General features: G+C 67.7%; 17 protein-coding genes. 9 read left to right on the plus strand and 8 right to left on the minus strand.

The window, feature by feature from the left end; genetic code table 11:
• Nucleotides 1–54: 54 nt before the first annotated feature.
• Together AC2EBS_RS06550 and AC2EBS_RS06555 are read right to left on the minus strand one after the other, a co-directional pair.
• Nucleotides 55–2,319: a RelA/SpoT family protein gene (locus AC2EBS_RS06550; RefSeq protein WP_484727599.1), complete on the minus strand. Its 2,265-nt coding sequence runs from the start codon at nucleotides 2,317–2,319 to the stop codon at nucleotides 55–57.
• Nucleotides 2,316–3,188, minus strand: coding sequence for an alpha/beta fold hydrolase (locus AC2EBS_RS06555; protein ID WP_484727600.1), 873 nt, complete (start codon nucleotides 3,186–3,188; stop codon nucleotides 2,316–2,318). Before AC2EBS_RS06555 ends, AC2EBS_RS06550 begins: the two co-directional genes overlap by 4 nt.
• A gap of 66 nt (nucleotides 3,189–3,254) precedes the next feature.
• Between AC2EBS_RS06555 and AC2EBS_RS06560 the strand changes: the two genes are divergently transcribed.
• The gene (locus tag AC2EBS_RS06560; RefSeq protein WP_484727601.1) at nucleotides 3,255–4,028 is read left to right on the plus strand and encodes a 3-hydroxybutyrate dehydrogenase; all 774 of its coding nucleotides are present in this window, start codon (nucleotides 3,255–3,257) and stop codon (nucleotides 4,026–4,028) included.
• A 176-nt stretch (nucleotides 4,029–4,204) separates the two neighbouring features.
• On the opposite strand, the gene AC2EBS_RS06565 is transcribed toward AC2EBS_RS06560, so the two are convergent.
• Nucleotides 4,205–4,936, minus strand: a complete 732-nt coding sequence (locus AC2EBS_RS06565) for an SIMPL domain-containing protein (RefSeq protein WP_484727602.1) — start codon at nucleotides 4,934–4,936, stop codon at nucleotides 4,205–4,207.
• A gap of 153 nt (nucleotides 4,937–5,089) precedes the next feature.
• On the opposite strand from AC2EBS_RS06565, the gene ompR reads away from it, so the two are divergent.
• Complete coding sequence (gene ompR, locus AC2EBS_RS06570) at nucleotides 5,090–5,839, plus strand: osmolarity response regulator transcription factor OmpR (RefSeq protein WP_484727603.1); 750 nt, start codon at nucleotides 5,090–5,092, stop codon at nucleotides 5,837–5,839.
• On the plus strand, nucleotides 5,836–7,158 hold the full coding sequence (locus AC2EBS_RS06575) for an ATP-binding protein (protein ID WP_484727604.1): 1,323 nt from the start codon (nucleotides 5,836–5,838) through the stop codon (nucleotides 7,156–7,158). The genes ompR and AC2EBS_RS06575 overlap by 4 nt, the downstream gene beginning before the upstream one ends.
• Here the strand turns inward: AC2EBS_RS06575 and ispF are convergent.
• A complete protein-coding gene (ispF, locus tag AC2EBS_RS06580; protein ID WP_484727605.1) occupies nucleotides 7,136–7,651 on the minus strand; it encodes a 2-C-methyl-D-erythritol 2,4-cyclodiphosphate synthase in 516 nt (171 codons plus the stop codon). The two genes, AC2EBS_RS06575 and ispF, sit on opposite strands and share 23 nt — an antisense overlap.
• Before the next feature lie 133 nt (nucleotides 7,652–7,784).
• Between ispF and AC2EBS_RS06585 the strand changes: the two genes are divergently transcribed.
• Genes AC2EBS_RS06585 through AC2EBS_RS06595 form a run of 3 tightly spaced genes read left to right on the plus strand, consistent with a single transcriptional unit; the run spans nucleotide 7,785 to nucleotide 10,520 of the window.
• Nucleotides 7,785–8,414, plus strand: coding sequence for a hypothetical protein (locus AC2EBS_RS06585; protein ID WP_484727606.1), 630 nt, complete (start codon nucleotides 7,785–7,787; stop codon nucleotides 8,412–8,414).
• A gap of 10 nt (nucleotides 8,415–8,424) precedes the next feature.
• Entirely contained in the window at nucleotides 8,425–10,032 is a 1,608-nt protein-coding gene (locus AC2EBS_RS06590; RefSeq protein WP_484727607.1) for an SLC13 family permease, read from the plus strand.
• A gap of 23 nt (nucleotides 10,033–10,055) precedes the next feature.
• Nucleotides 10,056–10,520, plus strand: coding sequence for a CYTH domain-containing protein (locus AC2EBS_RS06595; protein WP_484727608.1), 465 nt, complete (start codon nucleotides 10,056–10,058; stop codon nucleotides 10,518–10,520).
• Between the two features lie 518 nt (nucleotides 10,521–11,038).
• On the opposite strand, the gene AC2EBS_RS06600 is transcribed toward AC2EBS_RS06595, so the two are convergent.
• From AC2EBS_RS06600 to AC2EBS_RS06615, 4 genes are all read right to left on the minus strand, one after another.
• A complete protein-coding gene (locus AC2EBS_RS06600) occupies nucleotides 11,039–12,583 on the minus strand; it encodes an OprO/OprP family phosphate-selective porin (protein WP_484727609.1) in 1,545 nt (514 codons plus the stop codon).
• A gap of 356 nt (nucleotides 12,584–12,939) precedes the next feature.
• Entirely contained in the window at nucleotides 12,940–15,537 is a 2,598-nt protein-coding gene (gene clpB, locus AC2EBS_RS06605; protein ID WP_484727610.1) for an ATP-dependent chaperone ClpB, read from the minus strand.
• A gap of 85 nt (nucleotides 15,538–15,622) precedes the next feature.
• Nucleotides 15,623–16,015, minus strand: coding sequence for a fluoride efflux transporter CrcB (gene crcB, locus AC2EBS_RS06610; RefSeq protein WP_484727611.1), 393 nt, complete (start codon nucleotides 16,013–16,015; stop codon nucleotides 15,623–15,625).
• A complete protein-coding gene (locus AC2EBS_RS06615; protein ID WP_484727612.1) occupies nucleotides 16,012–16,512 on the minus strand; it encodes a molybdenum cofactor biosynthesis protein MoaE in 501 nt (166 codons plus the stop codon). Before AC2EBS_RS06615 ends, crcB begins: the two co-directional genes overlap by 4 nt.
• Before the next feature lie 201 nt (nucleotides 16,513–16,713).
• Between AC2EBS_RS06615 and AC2EBS_RS06620 the strand changes: the two genes are divergently transcribed.
• The 3 genes from AC2EBS_RS06620 to AC2EBS_RS06630 all read left to right on the plus strand — a co-directional run bounded on the left by AC2EBS_RS06620 (nucleotide 16,714) and on the right by AC2EBS_RS06630 (nucleotide 19,153).
• Nucleotides 16,714–18,258: a diguanylate cyclase gene (locus tag AC2EBS_RS06620; protein ID WP_484727613.1), complete on the plus strand. Its 1,545-nt coding sequence runs from the start codon at nucleotides 16,714–16,716 to the stop codon at nucleotides 18,256–18,258.
• Nucleotides 18,259–18,316: 58 nt separating this feature from the next.
• Nucleotides 18,317–18,859, plus strand: a complete 543-nt coding sequence (locus AC2EBS_RS06625) for an Mpo1 family 2-hydroxy fatty acid dioxygenase (RefSeq protein WP_484727614.1) — start codon at nucleotides 18,317–18,319, stop codon at nucleotides 18,857–18,859.
• Between the two features lie 162 nt (nucleotides 18,860–19,021).
• Complete coding sequence (locus AC2EBS_RS06630) at nucleotides 19,022–19,153, plus strand: hypothetical protein (protein ID WP_484727615.1); 132 nt, start codon at nucleotides 19,022–19,024, stop codon at nucleotides 19,151–19,153.
• Nucleotides 19,154–19,331: the final 178 nt, after the last annotated feature.

Below are 19,331 nucleotides of genomic sequence, written 5' to 3' on the forward strand. Positions count from 1 at the left end.
GCAGCGCCAGCGAATCAGCCAGGCGTGTACGAAATTCCCCAGGGCGCACGCGCCTCAGCGCCGCCGAGCACCACGCACGCCGCTGATCTGCGCGACGGCGCGCAGGACCTGGGCCAGGCGGGTCGAATCGGCCACCTCGACGGTGAAGCTCATCCACGCGGTGTCGCCACGCGGCACCTTCACCGATTGGGTGTTCACCGCGGTGACATTGAGCCGCTCCTTGGCGAAGACTTCGAGCACATCGCGCAGCAGGCCCGGCCGGTCGGAGGATTCGACGATCACGTCCACCGGATAGAGCCCGCCCTTGTCGGACTTGCTGCCCCACTCCACCGCGATGACGCGCTCCGGCGAGCGCTGCGCCATCTCGCGGAAGTTGCTGCAGTCGGAGCGATGGATCGCCACGCCCTTGCCCCGCGTCACATAGCCGGCGATCGCATCGGGCGGTGCCGGACGGCAGCAACGCGCCAGACTGGTCAGCAGCGAATCGACGCCGACCACGAGGACACCGCCACGCGGACCGCCGCCGCTGCTGGCGCTCTTGGTACGCCGCTGCGCGAGCATCTCGTCTTCGTCGACCTCGGGCACCGGCGGGCGCAGCAGGGTCTCGATATTGCGCAGCGAGTATTCGTCCTTGCCGACCACCTCGAACAGCGCATCGGCGTTCTTGAAGCCCAAGCGCGCGGCGAGCTCCTCGAGCTTGATCGCCGTCTTGCCCTCGCGCTGCAGCAGTTTCTCGACCAGTTCCCGGCCACGCGCGATGGTCTGCGCCTGCGCCTGCGCGTTGAACCAGGCACGCACCTTGGCGCGGCTGCGCTGGCTCTGCAGATAGCCCAGTTCGGGGTTGAGCCAGTCCAGCGACGGCGCGCCTTCCTTGATGGCGGTGATCTCCACCGTCTGCCCGTTTTGCAGCCGCGTATTCAGCGGCACCATCTGGCCGTCGATCTTGGCGCCGCGGCAGCGATGGCCGAGCGTGGTATGCACCGCGTAGGCAAAGTCGATCGGCGTGGACCCGGCCGACAGTTCGACGATCTGCGCCTGCGGCGTGAACACATAGATGCGGTCGTCGAACACGCCGCCGGTCTCATCGGGCTGCTGCGCCTCGGCGAAATCGCGCTCCCAGGCCAGCAGCTGGCGCAGCACCGCCTTGCGTGCCTGCGCCACCTGTTCCTCGAAGTCGCCAGCCGCCGTCACGCCGGCATAGCCGCGCGCACCGGCCTCCTTGTAGGCCCAGTGCGCGGCCACGCCATGCTCGGCATGCTCGTGCATCGCGCGCGTGCGGATCTGCACCTCCATCGCGCGGCCGTCGCTGCCGATCACCACGGTATGCAGCGACTGGTAGCCGTTGGGCTTGGGCTTGGCGATGTAGTCGTCGAACTCGCCGTCCACCGGCTTGTAGAGCTCGTGTAGGCGGCTTAACGCGCTGTAGCAATCGGCAACCGCAGGCACGATGACGCGCAGCGCGCGCAGATCGAAGACGCGCTCCAGCGGCAGGTTCTTGCCCTGCATCTTCTTCCAGATGCTGTAGAGGTGCTTGGGCCGGCCCTGCACCTCGGCCTGCAGACCTTGCGCGCGCAACTCGGCTTCGAGACGCGTGCGCGCGGCCTCTACGGCCTGCTCACGCTCGACGCGCTTTTCGTCCAGCGCACGCGCCAGCTCGCGGTATTTCTGCGGCTCGAGGAAGCGGAAGGCCAGGTCCTCCAGCTCCCACTTGATCTGCCAGATGCCCAGCCGATTGGCCAGCGGCGCGAAGACCTGCTGCGACTCGGCCGCCAGCGCGCGCGGGCACTCGGTCTTGCTCGCCGCGTAGTAGCGCAGCGTCTGCAGCCGCGAAGCCAGGCGCAGCAGCACCACGCGCAGGTCGCGCGAAAAGGCCAGCAGCATCTTGCGCACGCGCTCGGTCTGCTGCTGGCGCAGTTCAGTACCCAGCTCACCGCCGACGTGTTGCGCCTCGCGGGCCGCGCGCTGGATCTGTACCAGCTTGCGCGTGTGCTCCACCAGGCTCGCATAGCTCTCGCCGAAGCCCTTGGCGACCACGTCCTCGGGCTTGGTCAGGTAGTCGGCCGCATAGACCAGATAGGCCGCGGCCTGCATCGCCGGCGCCGCGCCGACGCCGCCCAGGATGGCGGCCACGCCATCGGCATGGGCGAGCGCATCCTCGCCGGTATCCAGCGGCTGCTCGGCCAGCAGCGGCTCGGCAAAGGCGCGCGCGCGCTGCACCGCCGCCGCGTCGGTCTGCTCCAGGCGATCCGGCCCGCTGTCGGCCAGCGCAACGATGGCTGCGGCCGACTGGGCGCCCTGGGCGTCCTGCCCTGTCCTCATCGGCTGGCGAGCAGGAACTGGCGCACCACGTCGATCTGCTCCGGCGCCACCAGCGTCGGCGCATGGCCGACACCGGCGAATTCGTGCAGCTGCGCGCGCGGGCCGCGCTGCGTCATCGCCTCGGCCGTGGCGCGCGAGAGCAGATCCGAGTCCGCGCCGCGCAGCAGCAGCGTCGGGCAGGCGATGCGCTCGTAGCTCTGCCACAGCATCGCCTCGCCGGCGGCGATGATCTCGGGCGTCGCAGCACGGAAGGGCACCGCGATCGCCGGGTCGTAATGCAGCTTGAAACGGCCCTCGCCATCGGGCTGCAGCATGGGGCGCGACAGCGTCAGCCAGTCCTCGTCGCTATGCGGGCCAAAGGGCTGCGAGATGCTGCGCAGGTAGGCGGCGCCCTGCTCCACGCTGTCGAAACGCAGCGGCTGACCCAGGTAGGTGCCGATGCGCTGGATCGCCTCGAATTCGATCGCCGGCCCGACATCATTGAGCACGAGACGCGCGATCGGGCTCTTGGGCAGCGATGCCAGTCCCATGCCGATCAGCCCACCCATCGAGGTGCCGACCCAGTGCACCTGCTCGACACCCAGGCGCGCGATCAGCGTGACCATGTCGGCCACATAGGTCGGCACCTGGTACAGCGCCGGATTGGCCAGCCAATCCGAACGGCCGCGGCCGACGACGTCGGGGCAGATCACCCGGTAGTCCTTGGACATCGCCCGAGCCAGCCAGTCGAAGTCGCGCCCCTGGCGCGCCAGCCCATGTACGCAGACCAGCACGCGCGGGTTGTCGCGCTCGCCCCACTCCCAATAGGCCATGTGGTGCAGGCCCACGGGACTCAGACACTGGACTTTGTGCAGCAGCGGTTCAGACATGATCGGCTATCCTCTTCGAGCATCGTATCAACCCCCGCGGGGGCTTCCGCCCCAGAAGGACCAAGCATGTTGTTGAAAGGCAAGACCGCACTCGTGACCGGCTCCACCAGCGGCATCGGGCTGGGCATCGCGCTGAGCCTGGCGCGCCAGGGCGCGAACATCGTTCTCAACGGTTTCGGCGACGCCGAGACGCCGAAGGCACAGGTTGCCGCACTCGGCGCCAAGGTCGGCTACCACGATGCCGACATGAGCAAGCCCTTCGAGATCGAGCGCATGATGGACTACGTCGATGCGCATTTCGGCGGCTGCGACATCCTCGTCAACAATGCCGGCATCCAGCATGTCGCGCCGGTGGAGAGCTTCCCGCAGGACCGCTGGGACGCGATCATCGCGATCAACCTCAGCTCGGCCTTCCACACCACGCGCATCGCGCTGCCGGGCATGAAGGAGCGCGGCTGGGGCCGCATCCTCAACATCGCCTCGGTGCACGGCCTCGTGGCCTCGGCGCAGAAGTCGGCCTATGTGGCAGCCAAGCACGGCCTGGTCGGCTTCACGAAGGCGGTGGCGCTGGAAACCGCGACCACGCCGGTGACGGTCAACGCGATCTGCCCGGGCTGGGTGCTCACGCCGCTGGTGCAGAAGCAGGTCGACGCACGCGCCGCTGCCGACGGCGTGGACAACGAGGAAGCCAAGCGCCGCCTGCTCGGCGAGAAGCAGCCCTCGCTGCAGTTCACCACGCCGGAGCAGCTCGGCGAGCTGGCGGTGTTCCTCTGCTCCGACGCCGCCGCCAATGTGCGCGGCCAGGCCTGGTCGCTGGACGGGGGCTGGACGGCCCAGTGACTTTGAGCCCCTCGGCCGCGGCGTACCGCAGCCGATCCCCCGAGGGGAACGAAGGCTGCGGCTCCAAGCTCGCCTGCGCGAGCTTGGACAGCCTGAGTGCCATGCGCGTCCTGCTCATGGCCGCGGGGCCGGCTTGGGACGGCCCGGCGCTCGGCCCGCCCGCGCTCAACTGCGGTTCATCGCGTCATCAGCACCACACCGCTGACCGAGGCGCTCACTGTCGCCTTGCCGGCCTCCACCGGCAGGGCCTCTTCCACCAGCGCCGCGCTCTTGAAGCGCATGGCTGCCGGCGCGGCCATCGGCACGGACACGCCTTCCGGCGCGTTCACCGCCACCTCGCCGATGGTGTAGCCGCTGTAGCCGAACTGACGCGCATAGTCGCCGGCACGCGCCTTGAAGCGCGCGATCGCCTGGCTGACCAGTTCGGCTTCGACCTTCTGCTGCGCCTCGCGCGACAGGCCCCAACCGACCCTACCGATGCTCATCGTCGTGATGCGACTGCTCAGCTGCGCGATTGCCGTGCTGTCCTTGCCCTCGACCACGAGCTCGGCACTGCCGGCCCAGCCGTTGATGCCGCCGGTCTTGGGTGCATGGCGCGGATAAAGCGAGAAGTTGCCGGTTTGCACCTCCAGCTGCCCCGGCTTGGCCACCTTGCGTGCCTCGGCCAGCGCCGCATCCAGCGCCTGCTTCAGCGCCGCCTGCACACTGGCCGCGTCGGCGCCCTCCTTGGTCGTGGTGAACACCAGGCTCAGCAGATCGCGGGTGAGCTCCTGGCTCGCAGTGGCGCTCAGGCTCAAGGCATCGCGGCGCGGTGCTGTCGCGGCATTGCCCTGAGCCGACGCCGAGGTGACAAGAGTCAGTGCCGCCAGCAGGCCCAGCAGCGGCTTGTTCATGTGCTTGGTATCCATCCCGGTGTGTCCTTTCATCGACGGATCATGCGCCAACGCGCAGCCACCACCGGCAGAGGACAGCGAAACATCTGCTCACAGTCCCAAGCCGCAAATTTGTAACAGCGGCGCAAACCTGCGCAAAATCCTGCTGTTACATCTTCTGGAGTGGTCATGAGCAGCGCCCCCAACCGCCCGAATCGCATCCTCGTCGTCGATGACGACGCGCGCATCCGCGACCTGCTGCGCCGCTACCTGACGCAGGAGGGTTTCGACGTCGTGCTGGCCGAGGACAGCAAGGCACTGAACAAGGTGCTCACCCGCGAGACCGTCGACCTGATGGTGCTGGACCTCATGCTGCCCGGCGAGGACGGCCTGTCGATCTGCCGCCGCCTGCGCGCCGCAAATGACAACACGCCCATCATCATGCTCACCGCCAAGGTCGAGGAAGTGGACCGCATCGTCGGCCTGGAGGTCGGCGCCGACGACTACCTGGCCAAGCCCTTCAATCCGCGCGAGCTGCTGGCCCGCATCAACGCCGTGCTGCGCCGGCGTCCGCCGCCCGAGGCGCCCGGTGCGCCGTCCAAGGAAGCGATGACGGTGAACTTCGGCCCCTTCGAGTTCGACCTCGCGCTGCGTCGCCTGACCAAGAACGGCGAGGTGCTGCCGCTGACCACTGGCGAGTTCTCGATGCTCAAGGCCCTGGTGCGGCATCCGCGCCAGCCGCTGTCGCGCGACAAGCTGGCGCAGCTGGCGCGCGGCCGCGAGTTCGAGCCCTTCGACCGCAGCCTGGACGTGCAGGTCTCCCGCCTGCGCAAGCTGCTGGAGGACGACCCCGCCCAGCCGCGCTACATCCAGACGGTCTGGGGCGTGGGCTATGTCTTCGTACCTGACGAGGCGAGCGCCAGCAACGCCGCCGCATGACCCAGCCCCGCCTGGCGCTGACGCTGTTCTGGCGCACTTTCGCCTTGCTGGCCCTGCTGCTGGCCGGCGGTGTGCTGGCCTGGCAGCAGACCTTCAAGGCGCTGGAAGCCGAGCCGCGCGCGCTAGACGCGGCGCACCAGCTGGCCGGCCTGGTCAACCTCAGCCGTGCGGCGCTGGAGCACTCCGACCCGATCAACCGCGTCGCGGTGATCAGCTCGCTGGAGCGCAGCCAGGCGGTGCGCGTGCGCGTCGCCGAGAGCAGCGACCAGTGGCTGAACTATGACGTCAACCCCTTCGCCAAGCGCCTGGTCGCCGAACTGCGCGGCCAGCTGGGCATAGACACCTTGGTGGCGCGCAGCGTCAACGGCGTGGACGGACTGTGGGTGCGCTTCGGCATCGGCCCCGACCACTTCTGGCTGCAGACCAGCCCGGCGCCGCTGTCACTGGGCCTGACGACCAACTGGTGGTGGCTGGGTATCGCGCTGGCGGCCTCGCTGCTCGGCGCGGTGGCGGTGGCCCGACTGATCAACCAGCCGCTGCGCGAGCTGTCCATCGCTGCACATCGCATCCGCGAGGGCGAGTACGACTCGCGCCTGGACGAGAGCACCCGCACCAGCGAGATCCGCGAGGTCAATATGGGCTTCAACCGCATGGCCCGCGAGCTGGCCAAGATGGAAGAGGACCGCACGGTGATGCTGGCCGGCATCTCGCACGACCTGCGCACGCCGCTGGCGCGGCTGCGCCTGGAGGTGGAGATGAGCGTGGCCGACGAGCAGGCGCGCCTGTACATGGCGCAGGACATCGACCAGCTCGACGCCATCATCAACAAGTTCATGGACTATGCGCGGCCCAGCGAGCTGAAGCTGCAGCCGCTGCCGCTGGCCGAGATCGTCGAGCACGAGGCGCAGGCCTTCCGCAACCCCGAGCAGATCCGCATCGAGGTGCATGTGCCGCGCAGCCTGCGCGTCTTCGCCGACGAGACCGAACTGAGCCGCGTGCTGCTCAATGTCTTCGAGAATGCCCGCCGCTACGGCCATGACCCGGGCGAAGCGGCGCTGGTCGAGGTGACGGCGGACGCCAGCGGCGACCGCGTGCTGCTCAAGCTGCGCGACCACGGCCCCGGCGTGCCGGACGACAAGCTGGCCCGGCTGACCACGCCCTTCTACCGCGGCGACGCTGCACGCACCGCGGCCACCGGTGCCGGCCTGGGGCTGGCCATCGTGGAGAAATCGGTGCAGCGCCTGGGCGGCGAGCTGCAGATCAGCAATGCCGACGGCGGCGGCCTGCTGACGGTGATCAGCCTGCAGCGTCCCCGTTAGTTTCAGCTGCGAGCAACACCACGGCCCGTGCCTCGATCGCACGGCCCTCGCCCACCGGGCCCATCTTCTCGGCCGTCTTGGCCTTCACATTGACCTGGCCGGCATCGATGCCCAGCACCTCGGCCAGGCGCGCGCGCATCGCAGCGATGTGCGGCGCCATCTTCGGTGCCTGCGCAACGATGGTGCTGTCCACATTGACCAAGGTCCAACCCTCGGCGCGCACGCGCCGGTAGGCTTCGGCCAGCAGCAACATCGAATCGGCGCCCTTGAACTCCACTGCGGTATCAGGAAAGTGGCGCCCGATATCGCCCAGCGCCGCGGCGCCGAGCAGCGCATCGGTGATCGCATGCGCCAGTGCGTCGGCATCGGAGTGGCCGAGCAGGCCGTGGCTGTGCGGGATGGTGACGCCGCCCAGGACGAGCGGGCGGCCGGTGACGAGGGCATGGGTGTCCCAGCCTTCGCCGATACGGAACGGAACAAGAGGAGAAGCCATCGAGAAGCGCGCGGTGCGGATGAATGCGACAGACAGGTGAGCGAGCTTACGCGAAACCGCAGGCCGACCGCTGCAACCGCCCCGCTGCCCGCCGATACGATGCGATGGCCGCAAGAACAGGAGAATCAAGCACATGTCCCAGTCGACCGCCACGCAGCCGGCCCTGGCCGAGCGCCCCCTGCCTCGCGCCGAATTCCGCGTCTTCGGCCAAGGCCTGATCGCCGCGCTGCAGCCGCGCCTGTTCAACGGCCGCACCGTGCTGGGCCATATGCGACGCCACCCGCCCGAGGTCTACCTGGTCTCGGCCGCGGACGACGGGCTCAACGTCAAGCTGCGCGACGGCATGCTGGACGTGAAGACGCGCATCGCCATCACGCCCGAGGGCTACGAGACCTACGCGCCGCGCGCCAAGCTGCCGCTGCCGCTGTCGCCCGCCGCAGTGGCCGAGCTGTTCGAGTTGCTGAGCCTGCCGGCGCAGGCACTGCCGGCCGGCGCGGTGGACATGGCAGCGCTGCTCGCACTGGCGCGCGCGCAGCCCGGCCTGCGCGTGCTTGAGGTGGAGAAGCAGCGCCATGGCTTCAGCATCGACGGCGTCAGCTGCGAGTACGCACAGGTGCTGTTCAACGGGGCGCAGCTGGAGACCGTCTGCGTCGAGAGCAGCGATCCCGCGGCGATGACGCCGGTGATCGCCGAGCTGGGCCTGACCGGGATGAGCAACACCGGCTATGTGCGCGCAGCCCAGCGCGTGCTGGGCCTGCGCTGAGGTCGCCGCGATGGCCGACACCGCACCCAGCCAGAACAAGGCCCCACCGGCCGCGGGCGGCTTCGACCCGCTGGACATGCGCAACTATGGGCTGGAGAAGCTGCAGGAGATCCCCGGCGGCCCGTGGATGGCGCGCGCCAAGCTGGTGGGCGTGCCGCTGGCGGTGCTGCTGCTGCTGTTCTTCCATCTGCGCTGGTGCGGGCCCATAGACTTCTTCGAGCAGGCCAGCGGCGTCAAGGACGTCGGCAAGCTCTACACCGTCACTGGCATCTTCATGTTCTCGCTGGTGCTCTGGCTCACCGAGGCGATTCCGAGCTACCTGACCTCCTTCATCATCATCGTCGTCACCGTGCTCTTCGGCGTGCTCGACATGAAGAGCACCTTCGCCTACCTGGGCGAGCCGGTGATGGTGCTGAACATCGCCAGCTTCATCCTCGCCAGCGCGCTGGTGGTGACAGGTCTTGCCAAGCGCATCGCGCTGCTGCTGGTGATCAACTGGGGCCGGCACCTGAACGGCATCTTCTGGGCCTTCATCGCGCTGAACCTGGTGCTGGGCGCCTTCATCAGCGCCACCTCGGCCAAGACCGCACTGCTGCTGCCGCTGTTCATGGTGATCGCGGCGATGTACGGCGCGGTGGCCAATGTCCAGGGCGAGGTCCGACGCAACAACGTCGGCCGCAATCTGGTGCTGCAGAACCTGCTGGCCAACAATGTCTCGGCCTCGGGCTTCATCACCGGCTCGGCAGCCAATCTGGTCGCGGCGCATCTGCTGGAGCGCGCCGGCCACAAGGTCTACTACTCCGAATGGCTGCTGGCACTGCTGCCGCTGGCGATCCTGCAGTGCGCCGTCTCCTGGTACACCGGCACGCGCTGGATCTTCCCGATCAGCAAGGCGGATGCCCAACCCAAGCTGGAAGGCGGGCTGGAGCATCTGCAGGCGGAGCTGAACAAGCTCGGCCCGCTGCAAGGCGCCGAGCTGCGCGCCGGCGGCGTCTTCCTCGGCGTGCTGGCGCTGTGGGCCACCGACACGCTGCACAGCATCCCGGCGCAGATCGTCGCGATGTGCGGTGCCATCCTGGTGCTGATGCCGGCCTTCTCGGGGCTGAAGCGCTTCGGCGTGATGAACTGGAACCAGGCCGACATCCCCTGGCACATGCTGATGTTCAGCTGGGGCGCCTATGTGCTGGGCGGCATCCTGGACAACACGCATATCGTGGATCTGGGCATGGCGGCGCTCTTCGGCCATCTGGGTATCGATGCGTCAACGCCCAAGTGGCTGGTGTTCGTCGTGCTGGCCGCCCTCTTCGGCTTCTCCACGCTGATCAGCGAAAGCAAGACGGCGCGCACGATGATCATGTTCCCGATGATGATCGCCACCGCCACGCAGTTCGGCTGGGACGTGGTGGGCTTCTGCCTGCCGATGGCCTTCCTGATCAACCAGGTCTATGTGCTGTACTTCAACAGCAAGCCGGCCAACATCAGCTATCTGACCAATATGTACTCGATGGGCGAGTCGGCCCGCTTCGGGCTGATCCAGCTGATGCTGGCGCTCGTGATGCTGGTGCTGTGGACGCAGTACGCGATGCCGCTGCTGGGCTTCGACAGCCGGCTTTGGTAAGACCAACAAGGAAGAGCAGAACCATGGGCCAGGAAATCGAACGCAAGTTTCTCGTCGACGTCGCGCGCTGGCAGCCGCGCGACGCCGGCGTGCACTACAGCCAGGGCTATCTCAGCTCCGACAAGGAGCGCATCGTGCGCGTTCGCATCGAGGGCGAGCAGGCCAAGCTGACCATCAAGGGCCGCAGCACCGGCATCACGCGCGCCGAGTTCGAATACCCGATCCCGCTCGCCGACGCGCAGGCTATGCTGCAACTGTGCGAGCAGCCGCTGATCGACAAGCACCGCCACATCGAGCAGCACCATGGCAAGACCTGGGAGATCGACGTCTTCCACGGCGACAACGAGGGCCTGGTCGTCGCCGAGATCGAACTGGCCAGCGAGGACGAGACTTTCGAGCGGCCCGATTGGGCGCTGCGCGACGTTTCCGACGATCCGCGCTACTTCAATGCGGCGCTGCTGAAGAACCCGTTCAAGAACTGGGGCTAGGGCTGAGCGCAGCGGTGGCGGTAGCGGCAGCAGCTGCGGCTGCAGCGAGACGCGGGTAGCTCATCATCCCTGCAAACGCTGGGGCGCGGCACTGCGGCCCGGGCAGCCACCGGGTTCAGGTGCGGCGGCCGGCCCTGCGGGCCGACTCCCTTGCGCTGCTCGCCACGCCGGGCCGGCGCCGAACTCGCTTCGCTCACTGCGTTCGCTACGCTCAGACAGGCGGCGCCTAGTCAGTGCTTGATGCGCGCTGCGCGCGCGCCCGGCGCGGCTGCGCTGCTCAGCGCCGCACATTCACCCGGCGACTACCCGGGCCGCAGTGCCCGAGACGCTGAGTGCTGGCACGAACTCATGGCGTGCCAACACAGTGTGCTGGCAGCGGGCCGAGCCGCCGCCGCGCGCCGACCACCGCATTGCTCCGGTCGCCGCGCCGCCTCCCCTCGCCGCACCGCGGCAAAGAAGCAAAGAGAAGGGGCGCCATCGGCGCCCCTTGCTTTCATACACGCAGGACTCTGCCGAGATCAGAACATGTACTGCGCCCGCAAGCCCAGCACCTTGATCTTGTCGCCACCGAGGATGGGCACCACCGTGCCGTTGGCGTACTCGAAGCTCCCCGCGTCGGCATCCGCGTAGTTGTCGAGCTTGATCAGCATGTAGTTCAGCACGAACTTCAGATTGGTATGCGGATACCAGTTGACGCCCAGTGTGGCGATCTTGGCCTTGCCGCCGAACACGCCGCGGCTGCTGGCGCGATAGCTGGACGTGCGATTGCGCGTGTAGCCGCCGTCGGGATCGTTCATGTCGGCCATCGAGTAGCGCGCCGTCAGCTCGATCGCGTTCTTGCCGGTCACGCCGGCGAACTCTGCCGCGGTCGGGTCGTACTTGCGGTCGCCGTTCAGGAAGTAGCTGTAGGCCACGTAGTAGGCATCGAACTTCGGCCCCTTGATGTTCGGCCACTGCGCCGCCAGCCCAGCATCCATGTCAGGCCGCACGCCGCCGAGCTTGACCTTGGTGTGCAGGTACTCGCCGCTCAACATGTGCGGGCCGTACTTGAAGGCCAGCTCCAGCCCGGTGGTCAGCGCGCTATCCACGCCCTGGATCTGCTTGGTGTCGATGAACTCGACCTGGCTGAGCTCGTTCTCCAGCACCGAGGCGAATTTCAGCCGCGCATCGTCAGGCTTGGCATTGCTGCGCGGCCGGTTGTTCAGCACGTTCAGGCCGACATGGAAGACCTTGCTGCTCTCGCCACGCCAGAAAGGCCGCGCCACCGCGCGCATCGAGTAGCCATAGGTCTCGCTCTCGCCGTTGAGCGACGGGTTGTCGCGCGCCTCGCCCTCGGTATTGGCCTTGTCGCCGAACACGCCGGCACCGACGAAGACCCAGTCGTTCGAGTAGTCGCCAGCCAGGCCGATGCGACGGCTGGGTGCGAACAGCTCGGTCGCAATGGACGACTCCATATAGGTCGCCACGCGCGACGAGGTCACCTGATCGAGGCTGAAGTGCGGCTTGAAGTGACCGAACTTGATGCCGACATTGGGAATGCCCTTGTAGGCCACCCACATGTCCTTGGTATCAACCGCGTTGTTGGCGAAGTCCAGATCGAACTCGGCTTCCCAATCGGGTCCCAGCTTGGTCTTTGTGGCCAGGCGGACGCGGCGGAACTTGGTGTCGGACTTGACCACGGCGCCATTGAGTTCAGAGTCCACCGAGCCGGTATCCAGCTGCACCCGGCCGTCGAGCTTGAGTTCGTAGTTGCCGTCGGCCGAACTCCAGACGATGTAGCCGTCCTCGTACTTGCTGCGCACCGGGGACGCCGGCGGCGCGACGGCTGCCGCCGTCATCGCCTGCGCAGGCGCCGCGGGAGCAGCCGCAGCCTTGGCTGCCGGTGCGCCGCGCTGCGTCGCCACCTCGGCCTTCAGCGCATCGATCTGCGCCTGCAGCGCTTCGATCTTCTTCAGCAACTCGGCCTCCGAGGCCTGCGCCACACCCGGCAGCAACGCCGCAGCACCGAACGCCGACGCCAGCAGCGCCGACAACACACTCCGCTCGAATCTCTTGCTGCTCATCGTGGTCTCCTTGCTCGTTGAATCCTGACGTTTCCCTTGTGAGAAATGTCACGCCGCAAGCCGACCCTCGTGTTGATCGATCTCAAGAGGAGTGATGCGAGCGTGGCGAGTGTCGCCATCCCACGCCAGGCCACGACATTCGCTGTTGCCTGCGGCCGACGCGCACTGGCGGCGTTGGCGATGCAGTAGTTCGGCCGAGCAAGCCCAAAAGGACAAAGGCGCAGGCCCTTGCGGGGCTGCGCCTTGGAGGCACTGCGGAGTGCTTGTCCTCGGTCCCGCCTCAGCCCTCCCGCTCGTAGGCGGCCGGTCCTTCGGCGGGCGTCGCACAGTGCGCAGGCACTGTGCTCGGTCCCGCCTCAGTGCACCACTCGCCCGAAGGCGAACTCGCCGTTCTCGACCCGCACCGGGATCGTGTCCTTGGGGCCGAAGCGGCCCTGCAGGATCAGCTTCGACAGCGGGTTCTCGATGCGCTGCTGAATCGCACGCTTCAGCGGCCTTGCGCCGAACAGCGGATCGAAGCCGACCTTGGCCAGCTCGGCCAGCGCTTCCTCGCTGACGTCGAGCTTCATCTCCAGCTTCTCCAGCCGCTCCTCCAGCGCCTTGAGCTGGATCCTGGCGATGGACGCGATGTGCTTGTTGTCCAGCGCATGGAAGATCACCGTCTCGTCGATGCGGTTGAGGAACTCGGGGCGGAAATGCGCCTTGACCTCGCCCCACACGGCGTCGCGGATCACTTCCTGCGGCTCGCCGGCCAGCGCCATGATGTGCTGCGAGCCGAGGTTGGAGGTCATCACCACCACGCAGTTCTTGAAGTCCACCGTGCGGCCCTGGCCGTCGGTCAGGCGGCCGTCGTCCAGCACCTGCAGCAGCACGTTGAACACGTCCGGGTGCGCCTTCTCGACCTCGTCGAGCAGCAGCACGCTGTAGGGCTTGCGGCGCACGGCTTCGGTCAGGTAGCCACCCTCGTCATAGCCCACATAGCCCGGAGGCGCGCCGATCAGGCGGCTGACCGAGTGCTTCTCCATGAACTCGCTCATGTCGATGCGGATCATGTGCTCCTCGCTGTCGAACAGGAAGCCCGCCAGCGCCTTGCACAGCTCGGTCTTGCCCACGCCGGTGGGGCCGAGGAAGAGGAAGGAACCCAGCGGCCGGTTCGGGTCCGACAGACCGGCGCGGCTGCGGCGGATCGCATCGGCCACCGCGGTGATCGCCTCTTCCTGGCCGACCACGCGCTCGTGCAGCTTGTCTTCCATCTGCAGCAGCTTGTCGCGCTCGCCCTGCATCAGCTTGGCCACCGGGATGCCGGTGGCCCGCGCCACCACCTCGGCGATCTCCTCGGCGCCGACCAGCGTGCGCAGCAGCTTGTTGGCCTTGCCTTCGGCACCGCCCTTGCCGGCCTCCTTGGCCTGCGCTTCCTTGAGCTTGGCTTCCAGGCCCGGCAGCTTGCCGTACTGCAGCTCGGCCACCTTCCCCAGCTCGCCCTTGCGCTTGAGTTCCTCGATCTGCAGCTTGATGCGCTCGATCTCTTCCTTCACATGGGCCGAGCCCTGCGCAGTGGCCTTCTCGGAAGTCCAGATCTCCTCGAGGTCGTTGTACTCGCGCTGCAGCTTCAGCAGCTCTTCCTCGATCAGGCCCAGGCGCTTCTGCGAGGCCTCGTCCTTTTCCTTCTTGACCGCCTCGCGTTCGATCTTCAGCTGGATCATGCGGCGGTCCAGCTTGTCCATCACCTCGGGCTTGGAGTCGATCTCGATCTTGATCTTGGCCGCCGCTTCGTCGATCAGGTCGATGGCCTTGTCGGGCAGGAAGCGGTCGGTGATGTAGCGGTGGCTCAGCTCGGCCGCGGCGACGATCGCCGGGTCGGTGATCTCGACACCATGGTGCACCTCGTACTTCTCCTGCAGGCCGCGCAGGATGGCGATGGTGGCCTCGACGCTGGGCTCGTCGACCAGCACCTTCTGGAAGCGGCGCTCCAGCGCGGCGTCCTTCTCCACGTACTTGCGGTACTCGTCCAGCGTGGTTGCGCCTATGCAGTGCAGCTCGCCGCGCGCCAGCGCGGGCTTGAGCATATTGCCGGCGTCCATCGCGCCCTCGGCCTTGCCGGCGCCCACCATGGTGTGCAGCTCGTCGATGAAGAGGATGATGCGGCCCTCGTCCATCGCCACTTCCTTGAGCACGGCCTTCAGGCGCTCCTCGAACTCGCCGCGGTACTTGGCACCGGCCAGCAGGCCCGCCATGTCCAGCACCAGCACGCGCTTGTCCTTCAGCGTCTCGGGCACCTCGCCATTGACGATGCGCTGCGCCAGGCCTTCGACGATGGCGGTCTTGCCGACGCCCGGCTCGCCGATCAGCACCGGGTTGTTCTTGCTGCGACGCTGCAGCACCTGGATCGCGCGGCGGATCTCGTCGTCGCGGCCGATCACCGGATCGAGCTTGCCTTCGCGGGCGCGCTCGGTCAGGTCCAGCGTGTATTTCTTCAGCGCCTCGCGCTGGCCTTCGGCTTCCTGGCTATCCACTTTCTGTCCTCCACGCACGGCTTCGACGGCGGCCTCCAAGGCCTTGCGCGACAGCCCGTGGCTGCGCGCGATGCCTGCCAGATCGGTCTTCGCATCGGCCAGCACCAGCAGGAACATCTCGCTGGCGATGTAGTGATCGCCACGCTTGGCGGCTTCCTTCTCGGCAGCCTGCAGCAGGCTGATCAGGTCACGGCCGGGCTGGACCTGCTGGCCTTCGCCCTGCACCTGCGGCAGACCGGACACCACGCTCTCCAGCGCGGTCTTCAGCGCGGCGATCTTCACGCCGGCGCGTTCCAGCAGCGCCCGCGGGCCGTCTTCTTGGCCCAGCATGGCCAGCAGCAGATGCGCCGGCTCGATATACGGGTTGTCGCGGGTCACCGCCAGGCTCTGGGCCTCGGCCAGGGCTTCCTGGAAACGGGTGGTCAGCTTGTCGAAACGCATGGTGAGAAATCCTCCGTTGCCGCCCACATGGGGAATGGCAGTCCGAATTTCAAGTCACCAGCAGCCCCGCTGGGCTTGCGAATTGTCAAAGCCTGAGCAGCAGCGCCTGCATCAGCTTCAGGCCCAGCGCGGCTGCACCCAGCGCGCCCAGCACATGGGCCAGCGCATGCGCCAGCGCCATGCCGAAGGCACCGCGCTGCAGCAGCGCCAGCGATTCGCCCGAGAAGGCCGAGAAGGTGGTCAGCCCGCCGAGGAAGCCGGTGACCAGCAGCAGCTTGAGCATCTCGTCGGGCTGGCGGCCGAACCACTCCAGCGCCATGCCGATCAACAGGCCGCCGACGATATTGACCAGCAGCGTGCCGAGCGGAAAGCCGGCCCAGACGCCGTTGAGCAGCACGCCGCCGCGCCAGCGCAGCAGTGCACCAGCGGCGGCACCCAGCGAGACGGCCGCCGCCTGGGCCAGCACGCCTGCGCTCATCGCGCCTCAGCGGCGTTGCCGCCCGCAATGCCCCAGCGTGCCAGCGCCGCGTCGTCGCTGACGCGGGCATCGACCCACTGCGCGCCCTCGCCGGTGTGTTCCTTCTTCCAGAACGGCGCCTGCGTCTTCAGATAGTCCATCAGGAACTCGCAGGCCTTGAAGGCTTCGCCCCGGTGACCGGATGCCACCAGCACCAGCACGATCTGCTCGCGCGCCGCCAGCGGCCCGACACGGTGGATCACCCGCGCGGCGCGGATGTCGAAGCGCCGACAAGCCTCGTCGATCATCGCCTCGATGGCCGCCTCGGTCATGCCTGGGTAATGCTCCAGCTCCATCAGGCTGACCGCCTGGGGCTGGCCGTGCGTCAGGTCGCGCACCGTGCCGACGAAGGCGACGACGGCGCCGATGCCGCCATCGGCGGCACGCAGCGCGGCCGTCTCGGTCGAGAGGTCGAAATCTTCGGTCTGAACGCTGACGCGGGGTGGGATGACGGCCATGGCCGGATTCTGGCACCGCTGCGTGGCCTGCCGGCCCCGACTGCCAAATAGCGCACGAATGGCCGGGCACCGGGGACGGTGCCGACAGGCATCCCGGGGACGGCTTGCTATATTCGCCGCCCATCACACCGTCCGGCTGGCCTGCGGGTGGTGATAGGGTAAGTCCAACAACAACGAACGACTGCGCCAGAGGCTGACCTCATGCACTACGGCAGGGGCGAGGGTGATCGAGCAACGACGAGCGGTGCGTCCCTGCTGAGCCTGGGCCGCGACCTGATCGCGACCGCGCGCTACGACGAGGCCTACCGGACGCTGATGCGCGCGGCCAAGCTGGCCCACGACGCCAACGACCTTGCCGACGAAAGCCGCTGCCTGGCCCAGCTCTCCTATGCCACCGCGGCGCTGGGGCTCAACGAGGAGGCGATCGAGACCGCGATGCTGTCCTCCCAGCTGGCCGACGCCTGCGGCGACGCCTCCGCGCGGCTGATTGCGCTGAACTACCTGGGTGTGGCGCTGATGTGGAACGGCAGCCATGAGGGTGCCGAGGCGATGTTGCGCCCGGCCTTCGAGTTGGCCCGCGAACTGGGCAAACCCGGCCAGAGCTGGCGACCGCAGATCAACCGCTGCTTCAACGAGGCCTACCGGCAGATCGGCCAGCGCCATCTGGAACGCCGTGCACCGGACGTGCAGCGCCTGGCTGTGCTGATGGACGAGCTGCGCGGGCGTGAAGAGCGCTCGACGCCGCTGGCCCTGCTCACCCAGGGTTTGTGGCTGTGGCTGCAGGCACTCACCGCTGCCTGGCAGCAGGGCAGGTCCAGTGCGGGCGCCGAGGCCGAGATCGAGATGGCGGCGCTGTGCGCCCGCCATCCGGAGCTGGGCTTGCTGCAGGCCATGCTTCCGTGGTTGCGATGCGAGCTGGCGCTGGTGGATGGCCGCTTGCAGGCTGCCTCCGAGGCCGCGCTGCAGATGCGCCAGCGTGCGCTGCAGATCGAACAACAGCCGCTGTTGCGCAACGCCTTGCGTCTGTCCTGCGATCTTCATGAGCTGCAGGGCCAGACCGCCCGCGCGCTGGACTGCATGCGAGAGCTGCAACTCAATGAACACCGCCTGCGCCAGGTGAGCATGAGGCACCGCCGCGAGGTGGCCTCCCTGCGCCTGGAGCTGCGCGAGCACAAGCGCGAGATGCAGACACTGCGCAGCGACGCGCAGCAACTGCAGCGACTGTCGGTCGAAGACCCGCTGACCAGTCTGGCCAACCGGCGCGGCATCGAGCAGCGTCTGGTCGAGGCGCTGCTTGGCCAGGGCCGTCCGGAGCCCGAGGCGGCGCTCTATGTCTCGGTGATCGACGTCAACGACTTCAAGGGCGTCAACGACCGCCATTCGCACCAGATCGGGGACCGCGTGCTGCAGACCCTGGCCATACTCTTCCAGCAGCAGCTGCGCAGCCAGGATCTGGCCGGGCGCTGGGGCGGCGATGAATTCGTGCTCGCCTTCTGGGCGCTGGACGACGCACAGGCCCAGGCAGTGGCGCTGCGCGTGAGCGACGCGGTGAGCCGCCACGCCTGGTCGCAGCTGGCGCCCGGGCTGCACATCGGCATCAGCCTGGGCCTGACCCGTGCGCTGCCCGAGGACACGCTGGACAGCCTGCTGCTTCGCAGCGACCTGGGCATGTATGCGCACAAGCGCAGCGCAGCGGCAACCGCGCCCGCCGTGGCGGCCGCCGCGCCGACGACCCAGTCGCTTTGACAGCCCCGGAGTCCACAGTAGCATCGCTGCTGAGACAGACAGATTCCGGAGACCCGCCATGGCTGCAAGCTCCCGCCGCAGCGCCCAGGACCTGATGGTCCAGTACGCCCGCTACCACCGCGATCGCCGCAACATCTCCACCCACTTCGTCGGCATCCCGCTGATCGTCTTCGCCGTCGGCGTGCTGCTGGCGCGGGCGCAGTTCAGCATCGGCGAACAGTCGCTGACGGCCGCATGGCTGGTCTGGCTGCTGAGCACCTTCTGGTACCTGACGCGCGGCGAGTTCGTGCTCGGCGCGGCCACAGCCCTGGTGAATGCCGCGCTGATCGCTGCTGCCGAGCCGCTAGCCGCCGGCTCCATCAATGCCTGGCTAGGCTGGGGCTTGGGCCTGTTCTTCGCCGGCTGGCTGATCCAGTTCATCGGCCACTACTACGAGGGCAAGAAACCCGCCTTCGTGGACGATCTCGTAGGCCTGCTGGTCGGGCCGATGTTCATCGTCGCCGAAGCGCTGTTTGCCGCCGGTTGGGGGCGCAGGCTGCTGACCGAAATCGAGCGCCAGGCCGGCCCCACCTTCATCCGCGACCTGACACGCCCCGCATGAGGGCGGCACACCGGCGATGACAGATCCGCAAGGCGGCCGAGTCCGACTTCCCCGGCTTCGATGCGGCCACCTGGTATGCCTTCGTCGCGCCGAGCAAGACACCTGAAACTCATCCTGAAACGCTGGAACCAGGGACTGGTCAGGGCGAGGCGCGACCCCGAGGTGCGCGACGAACTGGTCAAGCATGGCTCGACCCCGCTGCCCGGCTCGCGCGAGGACCTGGCGCGTAATATCGACACCGAGTCGAAGAAATGGGCGCAGGTGATCAAGGAGCGCAGGATCACGGCGGATTGATTGAGCGCTGGCCGAGAACAGCGCCCGGGGCTGTCCGACTCCAAGTGATAGGACACGCGTCTAGCGCCGCGGCTTGCGCTGAACGTCTCGATCCGACCCACAACAGACGTCATTTTGGGGGGGCAAGCGGACACGCTACACAGCGGTGAGCTTGACCCCGTAGAGCACCAACGCGGCG

It is taken from the genome of Roseateles sp. T103 (genome assembly GCF_057219915.1).

What these genes read in the sequence shown, in the direction of transcription:
- ompR (WP_484727603.1), top strand. Translation starts at nt 5,090, where the DNA reads ATGAGCAGCGCCCCCAACCGCCCGAATCGCATCCTCGTCGTCGATGAC.
- AC2EBS_RS06575 (WP_484727604.1), top strand. Translation starts at nt 5,836, where the DNA reads ATGACCCAGCCCCGCCTGGCGCTGACGCTGTTCTGGCGCACTTTCGCC.
- AC2EBS_RS06590 (WP_484727607.1), top strand. Translation starts at nt 8,425, where the DNA reads ATGGCCGACACCGCACCCAGCCAGAACAAGGCCCCACCGGCCGCGGGC.
- crcB (WP_484727611.1), bottom strand. Translation starts at nt 16,015, where the DNA reads ATGAGCGCAGGCGTGCTGGCCCAGGCGGCGGCCGTCTCGCTGGGTGCC.
- clpB (WP_484727610.1), bottom strand. Translation starts at nt 15,537, where the DNA reads ATGCGTTTCGACAAGCTGACCACCCGTTTCCAGGAAGCCCTGGCCGAG.
- AC2EBS_RS06555 (WP_484727600.1), bottom strand. Translation starts at nt 3,188, where the DNA reads ATGTCTGAACCGCTGCTGCACAAAGTCCAGTGTCTGAGTCCCGTGGGC.
- AC2EBS_RS06550 (WP_484727599.1), bottom strand. Translation starts at nt 2,319, where the DNA reads ATGAGGACAGGGCAGGACGCCCAGGGCGCCCAGTCGGCCGCAGCCATC.
- AC2EBS_RS06620 (WP_484727613.1), top strand. Translation starts at nt 16,714, where the DNA reads ATGCACTACGGCAGGGGCGAGGGTGATCGAGCAACGACGAGCGGTGCG.
- AC2EBS_RS06595 (WP_484727608.1), top strand. Translation starts at nt 10,056, where the DNA reads ATGGGCCAGGAAATCGAACGCAAGTTTCTCGTCGACGTCGCGCGCTGG.
- AC2EBS_RS06625 (WP_484727614.1), top strand. Translation starts at nt 18,317, where the DNA reads ATGGCTGCAAGCTCCCGCCGCAGCGCCCAGGACCTGATGGTCCAGTAC.
- AC2EBS_RS06585 (WP_484727606.1), top strand. Translation starts at nt 7,785, where the DNA reads ATGTCCCAGTCGACCGCCACGCAGCCGGCCCTGGCCGAGCGCCCCCTG.
- AC2EBS_RS06600 (WP_484727609.1), bottom strand. Translation starts at nt 12,583, where the DNA reads ATGAGCAGCAAGAGATTCGAGCGGAGTGTGTTGTCGGCGCTGCTGGCG.
- AC2EBS_RS06565 (WP_484727602.1), bottom strand. Translation starts at nt 4,936, where the DNA reads ATGGATACCAAGCACATGAACAAGCCGCTGCTGGGCCTGCTGGCGGCA.
- ispF (WP_484727605.1), bottom strand. Translation starts at nt 7,651, where the DNA reads ATGGCTTCTCCTCTTGTTCCGTTCCGTATCGGCGAAGGCTGGGACACC.
- AC2EBS_RS06615 (WP_484727612.1), bottom strand. Translation starts at nt 16,512, where the DNA reads ATGGCCGTCATCCCACCCCGCGTCAGCGTTCAGACCGAAGATTTCGAC.
- AC2EBS_RS06560 (WP_484727601.1), top strand. Translation starts at nt 3,255, where the DNA reads ATGTTGTTGAAAGGCAAGACCGCACTCGTGACCGGCTCCACCAGCGGC.